14 protein-coding genes are annotated in these 16,153 nt (G+C 73.2%); 6 read left to right on the forward strand and 8 right to left on the reverse strand.

The window, feature by feature from the left end:
* The first annotated feature begins 21 nt into the window (after positions 1-21).
* Positions 22-462: a hypothetical protein gene (locus Sri02f_RS02810; RefSeq protein ID WP_108999449.1), complete on the forward strand. Its 441-nt coding sequence runs from the start codon at positions 22-24 to the stop codon at positions 460-462.
* A gap of 89 nt (positions 463-551) precedes the next feature.
* On the opposite strand, the gene Sri02f_RS02815 is transcribed toward Sri02f_RS02810, so the two are convergent.
* A complete protein-coding gene (locus Sri02f_RS02815) occupies positions 552-1,013 on the reverse strand; it encodes an NUDIX hydrolase (RefSeq protein ID WP_174855570.1) in 462 nt (153 codons plus the stop codon).
* Between the two features lie 121 nt (positions 1,014-1,134).
* On the opposite strand from Sri02f_RS02815, the gene Sri02f_RS02820 reads away from it, so the two are divergent.
* Entirely contained in the window at positions 1,135-1,713 is a 579-nt protein-coding gene (locus Sri02f_RS02820) for a CGNR zinc finger domain-containing protein (RefSeq protein ID WP_108999451.1), read from the forward strand.
* Positions 1,714-1,975: 262 nt separating this feature from the next.
* Complete coding sequence (locus tag Sri02f_RS02825) at positions 1,976-5,290, forward strand: S8 family serine peptidase (protein WP_108999452.1); 3,315 nt, start codon at positions 1,976-1,978, stop codon at positions 5,288-5,290.
* 106 nt (positions 5,291-5,396) lie between these two features.
* Here Sri02f_RS02825 and Sri02f_RS41045 read toward each other — a convergent pair whose 3' ends face one another.
* Entirely contained in the window at positions 5,397-6,152 is a 756-nt protein-coding gene (locus tag Sri02f_RS41045) for a hypothetical protein (RefSeq protein WP_159106655.1), read from the reverse strand.
* 1 nt (position 6,153) lies between these two features.
* Positions 6,154-6,696: a sigma-70 family RNA polymerase sigma factor gene (locus Sri02f_RS02845; protein ID WP_174855571.1), complete on the reverse strand. Its 543-nt coding sequence runs from the start codon at positions 6,694-6,696 to the stop codon at positions 6,154-6,156.
* Positions 6,697-7,028: 332 nt separating this feature from the next.
* Here Sri02f_RS02845 and Sri02f_RS02850 point away from each other — a divergent pair, with 332 nt between their 5' ends.
* Positions 7,029-8,045 (forward strand): aspartate-semialdehyde dehydrogenase, encoded by a 1,017-nt coding sequence (locus tag Sri02f_RS02850; protein ID WP_108999456.1) that lies wholly within the window; start codon positions 7,029-7,031, stop codon positions 8,043-8,045.
* 92 nt (positions 8,046-8,137) lie between these two features.
* On the opposite strand, the gene Sri02f_RS02855 is transcribed toward Sri02f_RS02850, so the two are convergent.
* Positions 8,138-8,638 carry a DUF1203 domain-containing protein gene (locus Sri02f_RS02855; RefSeq protein ID WP_108999457.1) on the reverse strand — a complete coding sequence of 167 codons (501 nt, stop codon included), beginning with the start codon at positions 8,636-8,638 and terminating at the stop codon, positions 8,138-8,140.
* Positions 8,639-8,843: 205 nt separating this feature from the next.
* Between Sri02f_RS02855 and pepN the strand changes: the two genes are divergently transcribed.
* Positions 8,844-11,411, forward strand: coding sequence for an aminopeptidase N (gene pepN, locus Sri02f_RS02860; RefSeq protein ID WP_108999458.1), 2,568 nt, complete (start codon positions 8,844-8,846; stop codon positions 11,409-11,411).
* A gap of 141 nt (positions 11,412-11,552) precedes the next feature.
* Here pepN and Sri02f_RS02865 read toward each other — a convergent pair whose 3' ends face one another.
* Complete coding sequence (locus Sri02f_RS02865) at positions 11,553-12,536, reverse strand: EamA family transporter (protein ID WP_108999459.1); 984 nt, start codon at positions 12,534-12,536, stop codon at positions 11,553-11,555.
* 78 nt (positions 12,537-12,614) lie between these two features.
* On the opposite strand from Sri02f_RS02865, the gene Sri02f_RS02870 reads away from it, so the two are divergent.
* Positions 12,615-13,136 carry a MarR family winged helix-turn-helix transcriptional regulator gene (locus Sri02f_RS02870; protein ID WP_108999460.1) on the forward strand — a complete coding sequence of 174 codons (522 nt, stop codon included), beginning with the start codon at positions 12,615-12,617 and terminating at the stop codon, positions 13,134-13,136.
* A gap of 141 nt (positions 13,137-13,277) precedes the next feature.
* Here the strand turns inward: Sri02f_RS02870 and Sri02f_RS02875 are convergent, their stop codons facing one another.
* The 3 genes from Sri02f_RS02875 to Sri02f_RS02885 all read right to left on the reverse strand — a co-directional run bounded on the left by Sri02f_RS02875 (position 13,278) and on the right by Sri02f_RS02885 (position 16,098).
* Entirely contained in the window at positions 13,278-13,547 is a 270-nt protein-coding gene (locus Sri02f_RS02875; protein WP_108999461.1) for a hypothetical protein, read from the reverse strand.
* A 130-nt stretch (positions 13,548-13,677) separates the two neighbouring features.
* On the reverse strand, positions 13,678-15,867 hold the full coding sequence (gene malQ, locus Sri02f_RS02880) for a 4-alpha-glucanotransferase (protein ID WP_108999462.1): 2,190 nt from the start codon (positions 15,865-15,867) through the stop codon (positions 13,678-13,680).
* A complete protein-coding gene (locus Sri02f_RS02885) occupies positions 15,868-16,098 on the reverse strand; it encodes a hypothetical protein (protein ID WP_245970372.1) in 231 nt (76 codons plus the stop codon). It lies immediately after the preceding gene.
* Between the last annotated feature and the right edge of the window lie 55 nt (positions 16,099-16,153).

The raw sequence follows: 16,153 nt of genomic DNA on the forward strand, positions 1-16,153 counted from the left end.
TCCACTGTTTAGCGTCGTCCCATGACCGATCACCTCACTCCCGGCCGGCCCTCCTACCTCCGCGTCGTACGCGCGAGCGCCTGGTACGACCTCACCGTCACGGCCGGTTTCGCGACGCCGTGGACGTACGCGGCGGTGCACCGCCTGCTGTCGTCGTGGAGCAGTTCCTGGGGACTGGGCGGCTTCCCCCCGCTCGATCCGGTACAGACGCTGTTCGCCAACCTGATGGGAGCGGTGGTGGTCGTCTGGGCGGTGCTGCGCCTGGTGGGGCCGCTGCCGGTGCACGGTCTGTACGACGGCGCCGCACGCATCCTGTTCTCCGCCTGGATGGCGTACGCGGCGGCGCACGGCGCGCCCGGCGTGCTGTGGCTGTTCCTCGGCGTCGAGGTCGCCTTCGGGGCGGCGCAGCTGGCGCCGTGGGCGCGGGCGCACCGGCTCCGGACACGGTCCACGACGCGGTGACGCGGACAGCCGTGGCGATAGCCGCCCCGGCGGGAGCTGCCATGGCGGGGCCTGCCGGGGCGGGGGCTGCTGCGGCGGGGGCGGCGGCCTCAGCGCTCGGGCACGTACACCCGGCCGTTCACCGGCCGTTCGCGCCACAGGCCGAGCGCGACGTCGACCAGGCGGACCCGGGTGAGCCCCTCGACCGCGTCCAGGTCGTGCCACGCGGCGAGGTCGGTGGAGCCGTTCACCTCGTTGCGCAGCTCGCCGCCGGCGATCCGGCCCTCGTAGACGATGCGGACGCCGTGGTGGTCCACGGGACCGCGCAGACCCTCGCGGCGGAAGGAGTGGCGGAAGGAGTCGATGCCGAGGAGACCGGTCACCTCGACCCGGTAGCCGGTCTCCTCGTCCAGTTCCCGGACCACCGTGTCGAGCGGGTCCTCCCCGTGCTCCATGCCGCCGCCCGGAAGCACCCACTCGTGCGTGCCGCCGGGGGCCGGCGAGCGGGCGAGCAGGACACGGTCGTCACGGACGCAGACGGCGTAGGCCGCCACCCTCAACCTCTGGCGCATGAGGGGACGTTAACCGCTCGCCCCGCCGCCGTCCGGGGATTTTTCCGGACACCGCAACCGGTCACATACTTTTGAAGGGTGGGATGGAAGGCCGGACCGAAGCCGGACCGAAGGAGAGCTCATGCCCGGCGCCGCCGCATCCCGCCCTCCCGCACCCCGCACCGCGGATCCCCGCCCGCTCACCGGCGAGCCCCTCGCCCTCGACCTCCTCAACACCTGTTGGACGCGGGACGGCGCCGTGCGGGATCTGCTGCGGGACACGCACGGGCCGGCGGTGTGGCTCGCCGCGAACGGGCTGGACAGGCGGTTCACGGCCGACGCGGCGACCCTGCGGCACCTTCTCGACGCCCGCGACGCGATCGAGGCCGCCTTGGACGGCACCCGGACGGAGCACCTGGACCGCGCGCTGGAACACGGCCGCATCCGGCCCACCCTCACCGCCGGGGGACCCGGCGAGCGGGCCGAGTTCGCCGACGAGGCATGGGGGCCGGCCTGGCTGGCCGCCCGCAACTACCTGGAGCTGCTCGCCGGCGCGCCGGACCGGATCCGCGGCTGCGCCCACGAGGCCTGTGCGCTGCACTTCTTCGACACCTCGCGCAACGGCGCCCGCCGCTGGTGCTCCATGGCGACCTGTGGCAACCGCGCCAAGGCCGCCCGGCACCACGCCAGCCGCAAAGAGGCCCGCCGAACAGGGTCCTGAGGACCGGACCGCCCGGTCGGCGCGAGGGACGACGTGCGCACAGCAGACGCACGGCAGGCGGACCGCAGACGGACAGTCCGCGCACAGAGGGCCCGTAGAGGGTTTTCCCCATACATCCATATCGTTTCGGTCAACTCTCCCCAAACAGCTGTCCCTTAGGTAAAGCTTTGCGGTCATCCGGGATCGCGTACCGGACGGCCGTGATCAGGCAGGAACGGTCTCGATCACGTGCCGCTCGTTCCTTTACCTACAAGGGATGCCGATGACCCTCACCCCCCAGCGTGCACCGATATCGGGCACCAGACGCGTGGCCCGCACAGCCGTGGCCGCCGGCCTGGTGGCCGCACTGTCCGCGGTCGGGCCGATACCCCTGGCCTTCTCCGCCGACGCCGGACCGGCCCCGGCGACGTCCGACCCCGGCGCGAAGTCCGCCCCCCGCAAGCTCGGCTCCGACGACGCCGCCCTCCTCGCCGAGGCCAAGGCCTCCGGCGCCAAGAACGTCACGCTGATGGTCGCCACCGCCCCCGGCCGGACCGAGCAGGTCGCCGAGGAGCTGGACGCGGTCAAGGGCGGCTCGGTGGGGCAGTCCTACGACAAACTCGGCTACGTCCGCGCCACCGTCCCGACGGCCAAGGCCGACGCGGCGATCGCCGCCGCCGCCGAGCTGTCCTCGGTCCAGGCCATCGACCTGCGGCAGAACATCGTCCTCGACGACCCGGCGCCGAGCTCGGACGCCGCCAAGTCCGCCGGGTCCGCCGGGAAGGCGAAGAGCTACCCCACGCCGGACAGGAACACCCCCGCCGAGAACCCGTACAACCCGTCCTTCGAGACGGGCGCCGTCGACTTCGTGAAGAAGAACCCGAAGGCGGACGGCCGCGGCGTCACCATCGGCATCCTCGACTCGGGCGTGGACCTCGCGCACCCCGCGCTGCAGAAGACCACCACCGGCGAGCGCAAGATCGTCGACTGGGTGACCGCCACCGACCCGCTGCTCGACAACGACGCTTCCTGGCGCCCGATGGTGACCTCCGTCTCCGGGCCCAGCTTCAGCTACGGCGGCCGCACCTGGACGGCGAAGCCCGGCTCGTACCAGATCAACCTCTTCCGGGAGTCCGCCACCGCGGGCGGTGACGCCAAGGGCGACGTCAACCGCGACGGCGACACCACCGACGCGTGGGGCGTCCTGTACGACGCGGCGGCCGGCACCGTCACCGTCGACGTGAACGGCAACGGCGACTTCACCGACGACACCGCGATGAAGCCGTACAAGGACGGCTACCAGATCGGCTGGTTCGGCACCGACAACCCGTCGACCGACGTCGCCGAGCGCCAGCCGTTCGTCGTGCAGATCCGCAAGGACGTGCCGATGGACCCGCTCGGCGGCGACTGGGTCGGCAAGAAGGCCGACTTCGCCAACATCGGTCTCATCGCCAGCGAGCACGGCACGCACGTCGCCGGCATCACCGCCGCGCACGGCCTGTTCGGCGGCCGCATGGACGGCGCCGCCCCCGGCGCGAAGATCGTCTCGTCCCGCGCCTGCGTCTTCGGCCCGGGCTGCACCAACGTCGCCCTCACCGAGGGCATGATCGACCTGGTCGTCAACCGCGGCGTCGACATCGTCAACATGTCGATCGGCGGTCTGCCGGGCCTCAACGACGGCAACAACGCGCGCGCCGCGCTGTACACGCGCCTCATCGACACCTACGGCGTCCAGCTCGTGATCTCCGCGGGCAACGAGGGCCCCGGCGCGAACACCATCGGCGACCCCGGTCTGGCCGACAAGGTGATCTCGGTCGGCGCGGCCATCTCCAAGGAGACCTGGGCCTCCAACTACGGCTCGCAGGTGACGAAGAAGTACGCGCTGCTGCCCTTCTCCTCGCGCGGCCCGCGTGAGGACGGCGGCTTCACGCCGACGCTCGTCGCCCCCGGCGCCGCGATCAACACCACCCAGACCTGGCTGCCCGGCTCCCCGGTCGCCGACGCGGGCTACCCGCTGCCGGCCGGCTACTCCATGCTGCAGGGCACCTCGATGGCCTCCCCGCAGGCCGCGGGCGCCTCGGCGCTGCTGATCTCGGCCGCCAAGCAGGCCAAGGTCGCGCTCACCCCGGCGGTCCTGCGCACGGCTCTGACCTCGACCGCGAACCACATCAAGGGACTGCAGGCCTACGAGGAGGGCGCGGGCGCCATCGACATCGTGGACGCCTGGAAGTCCATCCGCCACGGCGCCACCGCCCACGACTACACCGTCAAGGCCCCGGTCGACACCGCGCTCGACCAGGCCCTGAAGACGCCGGGCTTCGGCACCGGGATCTACGACCGTGAGAGCGGTCTGAAGGCCGGGCAGAAGAAGACGTACGACGTCACGATCACCCGTACCTCCGGCGCCGACAAGGCGATCCGCCACGAGCTCCGCCTGGAGAACAACGCGGCCGGCGCCTTCAGGATTCTCGGCAAGGGCGACGTGACGCTCCCGCTGAACAAGCCGGTGACGGTCCAGATCCAGGCCAGGCCGAAGGCCGCCGGCATCGCCAGCGCCATCCTGGAGGTCGACGACCCGAAGACCGAGGGCGTCGACAAGCAGATCCTCAACACGGTCGTCGTCTCGACGCCGGTGAGCCACACGTTCTCCGTGTCGAACACCGTGCAGCGCAACAGCTTCCAGTCGTACTTCCTGACCGTGCCCGAGGGCGCCAAGGCGTTCGAGGTCGCGATCGACGGGCTGAAGGACAAGAGCCAGACCCGGTTCATCTCGATCCACCCCTACGGCGTCGCGGTCGAGGACAGCTCCACGATCTACTGCTACAGCAACTACCCCGTCACCAACGGCTGCCGGCCCGACGCCCGTTCGTACCAGAACCCGCAGGCCGGGGTCTGGGAGATCGAGGTCGAGTCGCGCCGCACCTCGCCGCTGCTCGACAACCCGTACAAGCTGGAGGCCACCGTCTACGGCGCGGACTTCGCCCCGCAGAACGTGACCGTGCCCGAGGCGAAGGTCGGCGTCCCGGCCGCGGCCTCCTGGACGGTGGCGAACAAGTTCGCCGCCATCGACGGCAAGCTGGTCGGCGGCCCGCTCGGCTCGTCCAAGAAGGACCGTCCGACGATCGCCAACGGCACCACCCAGACCACCACGGTCGAGGTCCCGGCGGGCGCGAAGTCGCTCGACGTCTCCATCGGCAACGTCTCCGACGCCTCCGCCGACCTGGACCTGACGGTCTACGACGCGTCCGGCAAGCAGGTCGCGCAGCAGGCCGACGGCGACTCGGAGGAGGCGGTCTCCATCCCGTCGCCCGCCGCGGGCACGTACACCGTCGTGGTCGCGGGCTACTCGGTCCCGGCCGGCACGACGGCGTACGACTACGTGGACGCGTTCCTGTCGTCCGCGCTCGGCGCCGTCACGGTCGACGGGTCCGCGCCGGTGAAGCTGGCCACGGGCGCGTCGGCCGCGGTCTCCGCCACCGTCACCGCCGCGGCCACCGCCCCGGCGGGCCGGGTCCTCTTCGGCCAGGTCCAGCTGGTGAACGCGCGGGGCACCGTCGCGGGCGCCGGCAACGTGACGATCGAGAAGGTCACTCCGTAGCACCTGGGGTGAGAAGAAGGGCGGGCGTCCGTACGGGCACCCGCCCTTCGCCGTCCGCGCGCCGCCGCGGCCCGCACCCGGCACGCACCCGGCTCCTGGCAACCGGCTACTCGCAGACGGCGGTCCCCGTCCCGGACAGGGCCCCCGCGAGCTCGTGGCGCTCCGGCGCGATGGCGGGTTCGCCGACCGTCCAGACGTCGGGGACGCCCGTCCCCTGTGCGAGGGCGACCAGCACATGGTCGCCGGGGTTCAGCGGCGCACCCGCGTCCCGCTCCTTGTCGAAGCCGACTTCGGGCGCGCTCCTGGCGGGCCGGTAGACGTGGGTGACGCGCACGCTGACGCGCTCGCGGGTCGTGCCGGGCAGCCGGCGGACGTCCGTCACGTCGCCCTCGACGACGAGCCGGGTGCAGGCGAGGTAGCCGGGGTCGCGCAGCAGAGCGCCGGCGTCCCCGGACGCCTTGCCTCCGGACTCGCCGCGGCCGGCGTCGCTCGCGGCGCTCCTGCTCCCCGCGGCGTCGGAGACCCCGTGCCCGGTCCGCACGACCGCCCAGCCGGCCCCGAAGACCAGCGCACCCGCGGCGGCCGCCCCGACGGCTCCCAGGAGCAGGGGACGGATCCGGCGCGGGGCGCGCGCTCGCCGGACCGGCACGGGCGACGGCGGGGCCGCGCCCTCGCGCACCGGCTCCGTCAGGGCGTGGGCGAGCACGCCGAGCTGCTCGCGCAGCAACGCCACGTCGGCGCTCGCCGCGCGGTGCTCGGCCATGAAGGCGGCGTCCGCACGGGCCTCGTCCGGCAGCGGCTCGTCGGCGATGGCCGCCATCAGCGCGTCGGGGCCGCCGCTGCCGTCGTGTTCCGCGGTCACGTCAGACCACCTCGTCCTCGTGCAGGCGGGCGCGCAGGGCCCGGACCGCCGTGTGCAGGCGGCTCTTGACCGTGCCCTCCGGGACGCCCAGCTCCCGGGCGATGGAGCGCACCGGCAGATCGGCGTAGAAACGCAGGACGACGACCTGGCGCTGGACGTCGGGCAGGTCGTCCAGGCCCTGGGCGACGGCCAGGGAGAGCACGCTGGTGTCCTCGCCGGAGGGGTGCTCGTGCTGGCGCAGCGAGGCCAGCCGTTCCCCCAGCCGCTCCTGCCGGCGTTTGGCCCGGTGCCAGTCCATGGCGAGGTTGGAGGCCACGACCGCCGCCCAGGCGGAGACGTCGCGCGGCGCCTCGTGTCCCTTCGCCGCGCGCTCCAGCAGCCGCAGACGTACCTGCTGTACCCCGTCCGGCAGGTCCGCCTGCGGCACCCCGCCCAGCGCGAGCACCGCCCGCACCCGGCGTTCCTGCGCCGGGTCCAGGGGGTCGTCGCCGTGCCCGGCCCCGTCGCCCTGGACCCGGCGGGTGATCCTGCGCAGCACAGACACCCCTCCCTCGCCGCGTTTCTCCTACGACGCCGCCGCGCCGGAAAACGTTCGCCCGCGGCGCGAGGAATTCCGGGGCGAGGCCGCGGAGGCGTACGTCACACCGGCGGGCGCGGCAGCAGAGCTTGCGGCCAGCGGCCGCACCGGAGGGAATTCCTCCAGCTCAGCGGCGTGCGGGAGCAAGTTCCGCAACCGTCGGTCAGTGGGGGGCGTCCCAGTCCTCGGGCATGGCGGGCAAAGAATTGGACAGGTAGGCCGGTGTCGGCCGCATCATGGGAAAGCCACGGCCAGGCAATGCGTACGTAGCTGGACAGAACGAGACAAAGGGAGTCGTCGTGAGGGTCGGAATCATCGGAGCCACCGGTCAGGTCGGCACGGTCATGCGCAGCATCCTCAAGGAACGGAACTTCCCGGTCACCGAGCTGCGCCTGTTCGCCTCGGCCCGCTCGGCGGGGACGGTCCTGGACGGCGTGACGGTGGAGGACGCGGCGACGGCCGACTACACCGGCCTCGACATCGTGCTGTTCTCCGCGGGCGGCGCGACCTCGAAGGCGCTGGCCGAGAAGGTGGCCTCGCAGGGCGCCGTCGTGATCGACAACTCCTCGGCCTGGCGCAAGGACCCGCAGGTGCCCCTGGTGGTCTCCGAGGTGAACCCGCACGCGATCGTGGACCGCCCCAAGGGCATCATCGCCAACCCGAACTGCACGACGATGGCCGCGATGCCGGTCCTGAAGCCGCTGCACGAGGAGGCGGGCCTGGAGGCGCTGGTCGTCGCCACCTACCAGGCGGTGTCCGGCTCGGGCGTCGCGGGCGTGGCGGAGCTGCACGGGCAGGCGCAGAAGGTCGTGGCGGACGCGGACCGGCTCACCCACGACGGCGCGGCGGTCGAGTTCCCGGAGCCGCAGGTCTACCAGCGCCCCATCGCCTTCAACGTGGTCCCGCTCGCGGGCTCGATCGTCGACGACGGCCTGCACGAGACCGACGAGGAGCAGAAGCTCCGCAACGAGTCCCGCAAGATCCTGGAGATCCCCGGGCTGAAGGTCTCCGGCACCTGTGTGCGCGTCCCGGTCTTCTCCGGCCACTCCCTCCAGGTCAACGCCCGTTTCGCGCGTCCCCTCACGGTGGAGCGCGCGACGGAGCTGCTGGCCGGGGCCCCGGGCGTCGCCCTCTCCGACATCCCCACCCCGCTCCAGGCGGCCGGCCAGGACCCCTCGTACGTGGGCCGCATCCGCCAGGACGAGACCGTCGAGCACGGCCTCGCCCTGTTCGTCTCCAGCGACAACCTGCGCAAGGGCGCGGCGCTGAACGCGGTGCAGATCGCGGAGCTGGTCGCGGCGGAGCTGAAGGACTGACCCACCGGGTCCTCGAAGGGGGCGGGCGTCCGTACGGGCGCCCGCCCCCTTCGTCGTCCCCGTGCCCGCGAACCCGCGGTGAGCCGGGGGCGTCAGCGTCGGCGCACCTCGTAGAGGAAACAGCCGTACTCGACGGCCCGTACGTGGACGAGCGCGACCTCCGGATCCGCGAACGCCTCGGCGAAGGCCGCGTCGAACCCGTCCGGGTCCTCGACGAGGCGGCCGCCCAGGATGCGGCCGTCGTGGGAGTAGCGGCGGACGGTGCGGTGGGAGTTCGTGAACGGCAGGGCGTCCCCGGCCGGGCGCGGGCACGCGCGCGCGTGGACGAAGACGGGGCCCTGCTCGTCGTAGGGCCCCGGGTCGGCGCCGGTCTCAGCGGCCCAGCGGCGCAGGGGCGCGTAGGACACGAGGGCGATCGACTCGCCGGGCTCGCTGCGCCGCAGGCAGCAGCGCAGCAGGGCGCCGCCCTCCTCGTCGGTCTCGGGGACGGTCGGCCGGCCCGCGTCGTCGGTGGAGCGCAGCTCGTCGAGGGCCTCCGGCGGGATCGGCCGGGCGATGCGGACGCCGGAGCGGGCGGTTGTCGGAGTCGTCATGCGCCCAGCCTCGCGCCCGCCGCTCCGCCGCACCGGCGGAATCCGGACGTCGTGCTCAGGTCCCCGCGACCGCCGCGGCGCGGCCGGCGGACCGCCCGCGGCCCCCTCCGGCGGGGCGGGCGGGGGGCCGCACGGAACGTCGTCGCCGCGGACGGCCCCCTCGTGGAAGGATGGCGCAACCGACACATATCGAGGAGATGACCGCGTGCCTGGCACAAACCTGACTCGCGAAGAGGCGCAGCAGCGGGCGAAGCTGCTCACCGTTGACTCGTACGAGATCGATCTCGACCTCTCCGGGGCGCAGGAGGGCGGTACCTACCGGTCCGTGACCACGGTGCGCTTCGACGTCGCCGGGACGGGCGCGGAGTCCTTCATCGACCTGGTGGCCCCGACCGTCCACGAGGTGACGCTCAACGGCGACGCGCTGGATCCGGCCGAGGTGTTCGAGGACTCCCGGATCGCGCTGCCGGGGCTCCTGGAGGGCCGAAACGTCCTGCGGGTGGCGGCGGACTGCGCCTACACCAACACCGGTGAGGGTCTGCACCGGTTCGTCGACCCGGTCGACGAACAGGCCTACCTGTACACGCAGTTCGAGGTCCCGGACGCCCGTCGCGTCTTCGCGTCCTTCGAGCAGCCGGACCTGAAGGCCACCTTCCAGTTCACCGTGAAGGCGCCGACCGGCTGGACCGTCGTCTCCAATTCCCCGACGCCGGAGCCCAAGGACGACGTCTGGGTCTTCGAGCCGACCCCGCGGATCTCCAGCTACATCACCGCGCTCGTCGTCGGGCCGTACCACAGCGTCCACAGCGTGTACGAGAAGGACGGGCAGTCGGTGCCGCTCGGCATCTACTGCCGGCCGTCCCTCGCCGAGTACCTCGACTCGGACGCGATCTTCGAGGTCACGCGGCAGGGCTTCGACTGGTTCCAGGAGAAGTTCGACTACGCGTACCCGTTCAAGAAGTACGACCAGCTGTTCGTGCCGGAGTTCAACGCGGGCGCGATGGAGAACGCGGGCGCGGTCACCATTCGCGACCAGTACGTCTTCCGGTCCAAGGTGACCGACGCGGCGTACGAGGTGCGTGCGGAGACGATCCTGCACGAGCTGGCCCACATGTGGTTCGGCGACCTGGTCACCATGGAGTGGTGGAACGACCTGTGGCTGAACGAGTCGTTCGCCACCTACACCTCGATCGCCTGCCAGGCGTACGCGCCGGACTCGCGCTGGCCGCACTCGTGGACCACGTTCGCCAACTCCATGAAGACGTGGGCCTACCGGCAGGACCAGCTGCCCTCGACCCACCCGATCATGGCCGAGATCGGCGACCTGGACGACGTCCTCGTCAACTTCGACGGCATCACGTACGCCAAGGGCGCGTCCGTCCTGAAGCAGCTCGTGGCGTACGTCGGCATGGACGAGTTCTTCTCGGGCGTGCAGGCGTACTTCAAGCGTCACGCGTTCGGCAACACCCGTCTGTCGGACCTGCTCGGCGCGCTGGAGGAGACCTCCGGCCGTGACCTGGGCACCTGGTCGCAGAAGTGGCTTCAGACCGCCGGCATCAACGTGCTGCGCCCCGAGATCGAGACGGACGCCGAGGGCGTCATCACGTCCTTCGCCATCCGCCAGGAGGCCCCGGCGCTCCCGGCGGGCGCGAAGGGCGAGCCGACCCTGCGCCCGCACCGCATCGCGGTCGGCCTGTACGAACGGGACGGCGCGAGCGGCAAGCTGCTGCGCGACGAGCGGGTGGAGCTGGACATCGACGGCGAGCTGACCGCCGTCCCGCAGCTGGTGGGCAAGCGCCGTCCGGACGTCGTCCTGCTCAACGACGACGACCTGTCGTACGCGAAGGTCCGCCTGGACGAGCAGTCGCTGGCGTTCGTCACCGAGCACCTCGGCGACTTCGAGTCGTCGCTGCCGCGCGCGCTGTGCTGGGCGTCGGCCTGGGACATGACCCGCGACGGCGAACTGCCCACCCGTGACTACCTGTCCCTGGTGCTGTCCGGCATCGGCAAGGAGTCCGACATCGGTGTGGTCCAGTCGCTGCACCGCCAGGTCAAGCTCGCCATCGACCTGTACGCCGACCCGGCCGCCCGCGAGACCCTGCTGACCCGCTGGACGGACGCCACGCTCGCGCACCTGCGGTCCGCCGAGGCGGGCAGCGACCACCAGCTCGCCTGGGCACGGGCGTTCGCGGCGACGGCCCGCACGCCGGATCAGATCGACCTGCTGGAGTCGCTGCTGGACGGCGGGCAGACCATCGAGGGTCTGGCCGTCGACACCGAGCTGCGCTGGGCGTTCGTGCAGCGCCTGGTGGCCGTGGGGCAGTTCGACGAGTCCGACATCGCCGCCGAGCACGAGCGGGACAGGACGGCCGCGGGCGAGCGCCACGCGGCGACCGCGCGCGCCGCGCGTCCGACGCCGGAGGCCAAGGCGGAGGCGTGGGCGTCGGTCGTGGAGTCCGACAAGCTTCCCAACGCCCTGCAGGAGGCCGTCATCGGCGGCTTCGTGCAGACCGACCAGCGTGAGCTGCTCGCGCCGTACACGGACAAGTACTTCGAGGTCGTCAAGGACATCTGGGACTCCCGTTCGCACGAGATCGCCCAGCAGATCGCGGTCGGGCTCTACCCGGCGGTCCAGGTCTCCCGGGAGACCCTGGACAAGACGGACGCCTGGCTGGCCTCGGCCCAGCCGAACGCGGCCCTGCGCCGCCTCGTCTCCGAGTCCCGCTCGGGCGTGGAGCGCGCGCTGAAGGCCCAGGCGGCCGACGCGCGGTAGTCCGCTCGTCCGGCTCCCCCGCACGGCTCCTTCGTACGGGGAAGCCGACGGCTTCTTCATACGGCGCGAAGGGCGCCCGGTGTCCCACCGGGCGCCCTTCGCACATCTCGATCCGCCGCACCCCTCACCCCACGGGGGCCGTCACCGCGCCCGTCCCGCCGGCCGGGGCTCGGCGGTGGGGGCGGGCGTTCGGGCGGGAGCCGTCCGGAGCGGTCCGTCCGCCCCGGGCCGCCCGGCCCACGGCCGCCGGGTCCCGGACCGGCGCGGGCCGGGCCGCCCCGCGCCGAGTTGTCCGGCGAGCGTCGCGCCGAACGCCAGCGCCATCCCCGTCAGCTGCACCGGCGTCAGCGCCTGGCCCAGGGCGGCCCAGCCGACGACGGCGGCCGTCAGCGGGGAGAGCGGGGCGAGGAAGGTGACCTGGGTCGCACTGAGGCGCCCGATGCCGTGGAACCAGAGCCAGTACGAGACTGCCGTGTTGGCCAGGGCGAGATAGAGGTAGCCGCCGACGGCCCGGCCGTCGAGAGCGGGCGGCGGGCCTTCGAGGAGGAAGGCGAGCGGAGCGATCAGCAGGCCGCCCGCGGTGAGCTGCCAGCCGGCCAGGGCGAGCGGGCCCACACCGTCGGGACGGCCCCATTTCTTCGTCAGGACCGTGCCGGCCGACATCGAGGCGGTGGAGGCGAGCGCCGCGAGCACGCCGAGCGCATCGAGGGCCCCGGCCGCCTTCAGCACGACGAGGCTGACGCCGAACGCGGCGACGACGCCGGTGACCAGGTTCCGCGCGGAGGGCCGCTGCCCGAGAAGCAGCGCCGAGAGGCCGACGACGAACAGCGGTCCCACCGAGCCGACGACGGCCGCCATGCCGCCGGGCAGCCGGTAGGCGGAGAGGAAGAGCAGCGGGAAGAAGGCGCCGATGTTCAGCGCGCCGAGTATCGCGGCCTTCCCCCACCAGGCGCCTCGCGGCAGGACCCGGCCGAGGGCGAGCAGCAGCAGCCCGGCGGGCAGAGCCCGCATCAGACCGGTGAACAGGGGGCGGTCGGCGGGGAGGAACTCGGTGGTGACGGCGTAGGTGGTGCCCCAGGAGACCGGGGCGAGGGCGGTGAGCAGGGCGGTCGCTGACCTCTTCATGTAAGTAGCTTAGCGCCAAGCTACTTACCGTCAAGCCACTTTCTTGCGCGTGATCGAAAGCCCTTGGATACTCGACGCATGAGCAGTCAGCAGCCCCCGCGCAAGGACCCGGTCGACGCGATCATCGAACAGTGGGCGACGGTCCGCCCCGACCTCGACACCGCGGCCATGGAGGTCTTCGGCCGGATCTCCCGGCTCACGCGCGCGATGGGCGACCGGATGGACAAGGCGTACGCGGCCCTGGGAGTCGCCCGCGGGGAGTTCGACGTACTGGCCACGCTGCGCCGCTCCGGCGAGCCCTACACCCTCTCGCCCCGCGGGCTGTCGGCGACCCTCATGCTCACCACCGGCGGCATGACCGGCCGCCTCGACAAGCTGGAGCGGGCCGGGCTGCTGCGCCGCTCCCCCGACCCGCACGACCGCCGTGGACTGCAGGTGACGCTGACGGAGAAGGGGCTGGAGCTGGTCGACCGCGCGGTGAGCGCGGGGCTGGACGTCCAGACGGAGGCCCTGAACGCGGCCCTGAACGGCGAACAGGCCGACCGGCTGGCCGACCTGTTGCGAGAACTGCTGCTGGCCACGGAGACGCCCGGCAGCTGACCGGGGGGCGCGCAGAGCGCACCACGCTTCACGCCGCGGCGCGGAAAAAGGCCGTCGCGGGGACCGGCTTCACGCTCGGCGCCACCGCGAAGCCCGCGTCACCGCCGAGGGAGAAGGCGGTGGCGTGGGCGTGGGACAGGCCTAGGCCTTGCCCTTGACCGCGATGTTGGAGCTGGTGGTGTCGGCGCGGTCCTTCGACCTGTCGAGGACCCAGACCAGACCGGCGATCAGCGCGAACAGCGCGAGCGGGGTCAGGACGTACAGACCCAGCGTCTCGATGACGCTCAGTCCCGGGCCGGGGTCGTCACCGTCGTCGCGGGTCAGCGCGAGCGCGGGGGACGACATGAGCAGCATCATCAGCGTCGTACCGGCAGCCAGGGCGCCGGCGCGCAGGGCGTTCTTCTTGTCCACGGTGCAAAGTTAGCGAACGGTGTCGGGGAGCGCGCGTCCGGGGTGCCGTATGAGGCGCGGAGCGCCCGGCCCCTCCCGTCCTCGGGCGCCCCCGGGCGTGCTGCCCCCGGGCGCGGCGGACCTCCCGCTCTCACACGCTCCCGGAAGGGCCGTCCTCGGCCGCCGCGTCCTCGGCGGGGCCGGACCCTGAGGAACCGTCCGGGGAGGGGACGTCCCCGGCAGGGCTGCCCGGGGAGTCGCCGGGCCGCTCCCGCAGGACCTCCATCAGGGCGTGCAGCCTCGGCGAGGCGGCCAGCTGCTCCAGGGTGACCGGGCGGCCCTCGGCGTCGGCGATCGGCAGCCGCCAGTTCGGGTACTGGTCCCAGGTGCCGGGCAGGTTCTGCGGGCGGCGGTCGCCGACGCCGTCCGGGAGCCAGACGCCGACCATGCGGGCTGGGGTGCTCAGCAGGAAGCGGTGCACGGCCTGCACCTCGGCCTCCTCCGAGGAACGGTCGCCCCCGCCTCCGCCGGCCAGCAGCCCGAGCCGGCGGAGCAGGCCCAGCCACTCCGCCGTGTCGTTGGCGGCCTCCGCGCGCTCCTCCTCCAGTGGCCGCGTCAACAGGCCGAGCCGGTCGCGCAGTTCGACGTGCTCGCCGGTGAGGCGGGCGGCGGTGGACGGCAGGTCGTGGGTGGTGGCGGTGGCCAGACAGTCGGCGCGCCAGCGGGCGGGCGGCAGCGGGAGGCCGTCGCCCTCCCAGTCCCGCTCGAACCACAGGACGGACGTGCCGAGCACGCCGCGCTCGCGCAGCGCCTCCCGCACGCCCGGCTCGACGGTGCCCAGGTCCTCCCCGATCACCAGCGACCCGGCGCGGGAGGCCTCCAGCACCAGCACGGCGAGCATGGCCTCGGCGTCGTAGCGGACGTAGGCGCCCTCGGTCGGCGGCTCGCCCTGCGGGACCCACCAGAGCCGGAACAGGCCCATGACGTGGTCGATGCGCAGGGCGCCCGCGTAGCGGAACAGCGCCCGCAGCAGCCGCCGGTAGGGCGCGTAGCCGGAGGCGGCCAGCCGGTCCGGCCGCCAGGGCGGCAGACCCCAGTCCTGACCGCGGGCGTTGAAGGCGTCCGGCGGGGCGCCGACCGACATCCCGGCCGCGAAGTGCTCCTGCTGCGCCCACGCGTCGGCGCCCTCGGGGTGCACGCCGACCGCCAGGTCGTGCACGATCCCGACGGGCATGCCCGCCTCCCGCGCGGCGCGCTGGGCGGCGGTGAGCTGGGAGTCGGTGAGCCAGGCCAGCCGGGAGTGGAAGTCCACGCGGTCCATCAGCTCCCCGCGGGCGCGGGCGGTCCCGGCCGAGCGGGGGTCGCGCAGTTCGGCCGGCCACTGCTGCCAGCGGGAACCGTGCACCTCGGCGAGCGCGCACCAGGTGGCGTGGTCCTCCAGGGCCTGCCCCTGCTCGGCGAGGAAGTCGCAGTAGGCGGCGCGCCTGCCCGGCCCGAGCGGCACGCGGGCGACGAGCTCCAGGGCCTCCCGCTTGAGCTCCCACACCGCGTCCCGGTCGATCAGCTCGCCCTTCTCCAGGACGGCCTCGCGCAGGCGCCCGGCACGTTCCGCGAGCGCGGCCCGCAGCGCGTCGTCGCGCACGAAGGCGTACTCGGGGACGTCCTCGACGCGCAGATGCACCGGGTCGGGGAAGCGGCGGGAGGAGGGCCGGTACGGGGAGGGGTCGGTGGGGGTTCCGGGCACGGCCGCGTGCAACGGGTTGACCTGGACGAACCCGGCTCCGAGCACCCGGCCCGCCCATGCGGTCAGCTCGGCGAGGTCACCGAGGTCGCCCATCCCCCAGGAGCGGCGCGACAGCAGGGAGTACAGCTGGACGAGGAGCCCGTGGGAGCGGCCCGCGGGCGCGGGCAGGCGGGGCGGCGCGACCACGAGGTGGGCGCTGCCGGTGCGTCCGTCGGGTGTGACGGCCGTCAGCCGGTGCACCCCGAGGGGAAGCCCGGCGAGGGAGTCGGGCGCGTCGACGAACTCGTGTCTGTCGCCCTGCTCCGTCTCCACGCGCAGCCGGCTGCCCTCGGGGAGCGCGGCGAGCGCTTCCGCCCGGTCGCCGCTCCAGCAGACCACCGTCGGCGGCAGCAGCCGCTCGCGCAGTTCCCGTTCCCGGGCGGCGAGCGCGGCGCGCACGGCCGCCGGGGAGCCGGCGTCGACCCCGAGGGCGGCCAGGACGCGGACGACGGCGGCGGCCGAGGCCGTGACCGTGCGGTCCGGGGAGGGCTGGTAGGAGGTCGCGACGCCGTGCAGCGCGGCGAGCCGGGCGAGCTCCTCTCCGGGGGGTGCGCTCATCTACGGCCTCGTGGAGTCGGAGTCCGCGGCGAGCGGCGGTTCGCTGGTCAGGGGCTCGGCGTCGGGCAGCGGCGGTTCGCTGGTCAACGGAGGCTGCGCGTGTTTCCCCTCGGCGCCGAGGGCGCACAGGTGGGGGTCGGCGAGGTCGACGGCGGTGGGGGCGGATGTCTCCGCCGGGCGTTTGGATCGGGCCGGCGCGATCACGGTGGGCCTCCTCATCGGATACGACATCGGATACCGCAGCCCTACCCAGCCGACGCGAGGACAGACGTCCCCTTCGCATCCC

Origin of the sequence: Streptomyces rishiriensis, from assembly GCF_003112535.1 — a bacterium.
In the GTDB taxonomy this organism is placed as follows: Bacteria; Actinomycetota; Actinomycetes; order Streptomycetales; family Streptomycetaceae; genus Streptomyces; species Streptomyces rishiriensis.

What these genes read in the sequence shown, in the direction of transcription:
- malQ (WP_108999462.1), bottom strand. Translation starts at nt 15,867, where the DNA reads ATGAGCGCACCCCCCGGAGAGGAGCTCGCCCGGCTCGCCGCGCTGCAC.
- Sri02f_RS02865 (WP_108999459.1), bottom strand. Translation starts at nt 12,536, where the DNA reads ATGAAGAGGTCAGCGACCGCCCTGCTCACCGCCCTCGCCCCGGTCTCC.
- Sri02f_RS02855 (WP_108999457.1), bottom strand. Translation starts at nt 8,638, where the DNA reads ATGACGACTCCGACAACCGCCCGCTCCGGCGTCCGCATCGCCCGGCCG.
- Sri02f_RS02825 (WP_108999452.1), top strand. Translation starts at nt 1,976, where the DNA reads ATGACCCTCACCCCCCAGCGTGCACCGATATCGGGCACCAGACGCGTG.
- Sri02f_RS02815 (WP_174855570.1), bottom strand. Translation starts at nt 1,013, where the DNA reads ATGCGCCAGAGGTTGAGGGTGGCGGCCTACGCCGTCTGCGTCCGTGAC.
- Sri02f_RS02810 (WP_108999449.1), top strand. Translation starts at nt 22, where the DNA reads ATGACCGATCACCTCACTCCCGGCCGGCCCTCCTACCTCCGCGTCGTA.
- Sri02f_RS02820 (WP_108999451.1), top strand. Translation starts at nt 1,135, where the DNA reads ATGCCCGGCGCCGCCGCATCCCGCCCTCCCGCACCCCGCACCGCGGAT.
- Sri02f_RS02870 (WP_108999460.1), top strand. Translation starts at nt 12,615, where the DNA reads ATGAGCAGTCAGCAGCCCCCGCGCAAGGACCCGGTCGACGCGATCATC.
- Sri02f_RS02885 (WP_245970372.1), bottom strand. Translation starts at nt 16,098, where the DNA reads ATGTCGTATCCGATGAGGAGGCCCACCGTGATCGCGCCGGCCCGATCC.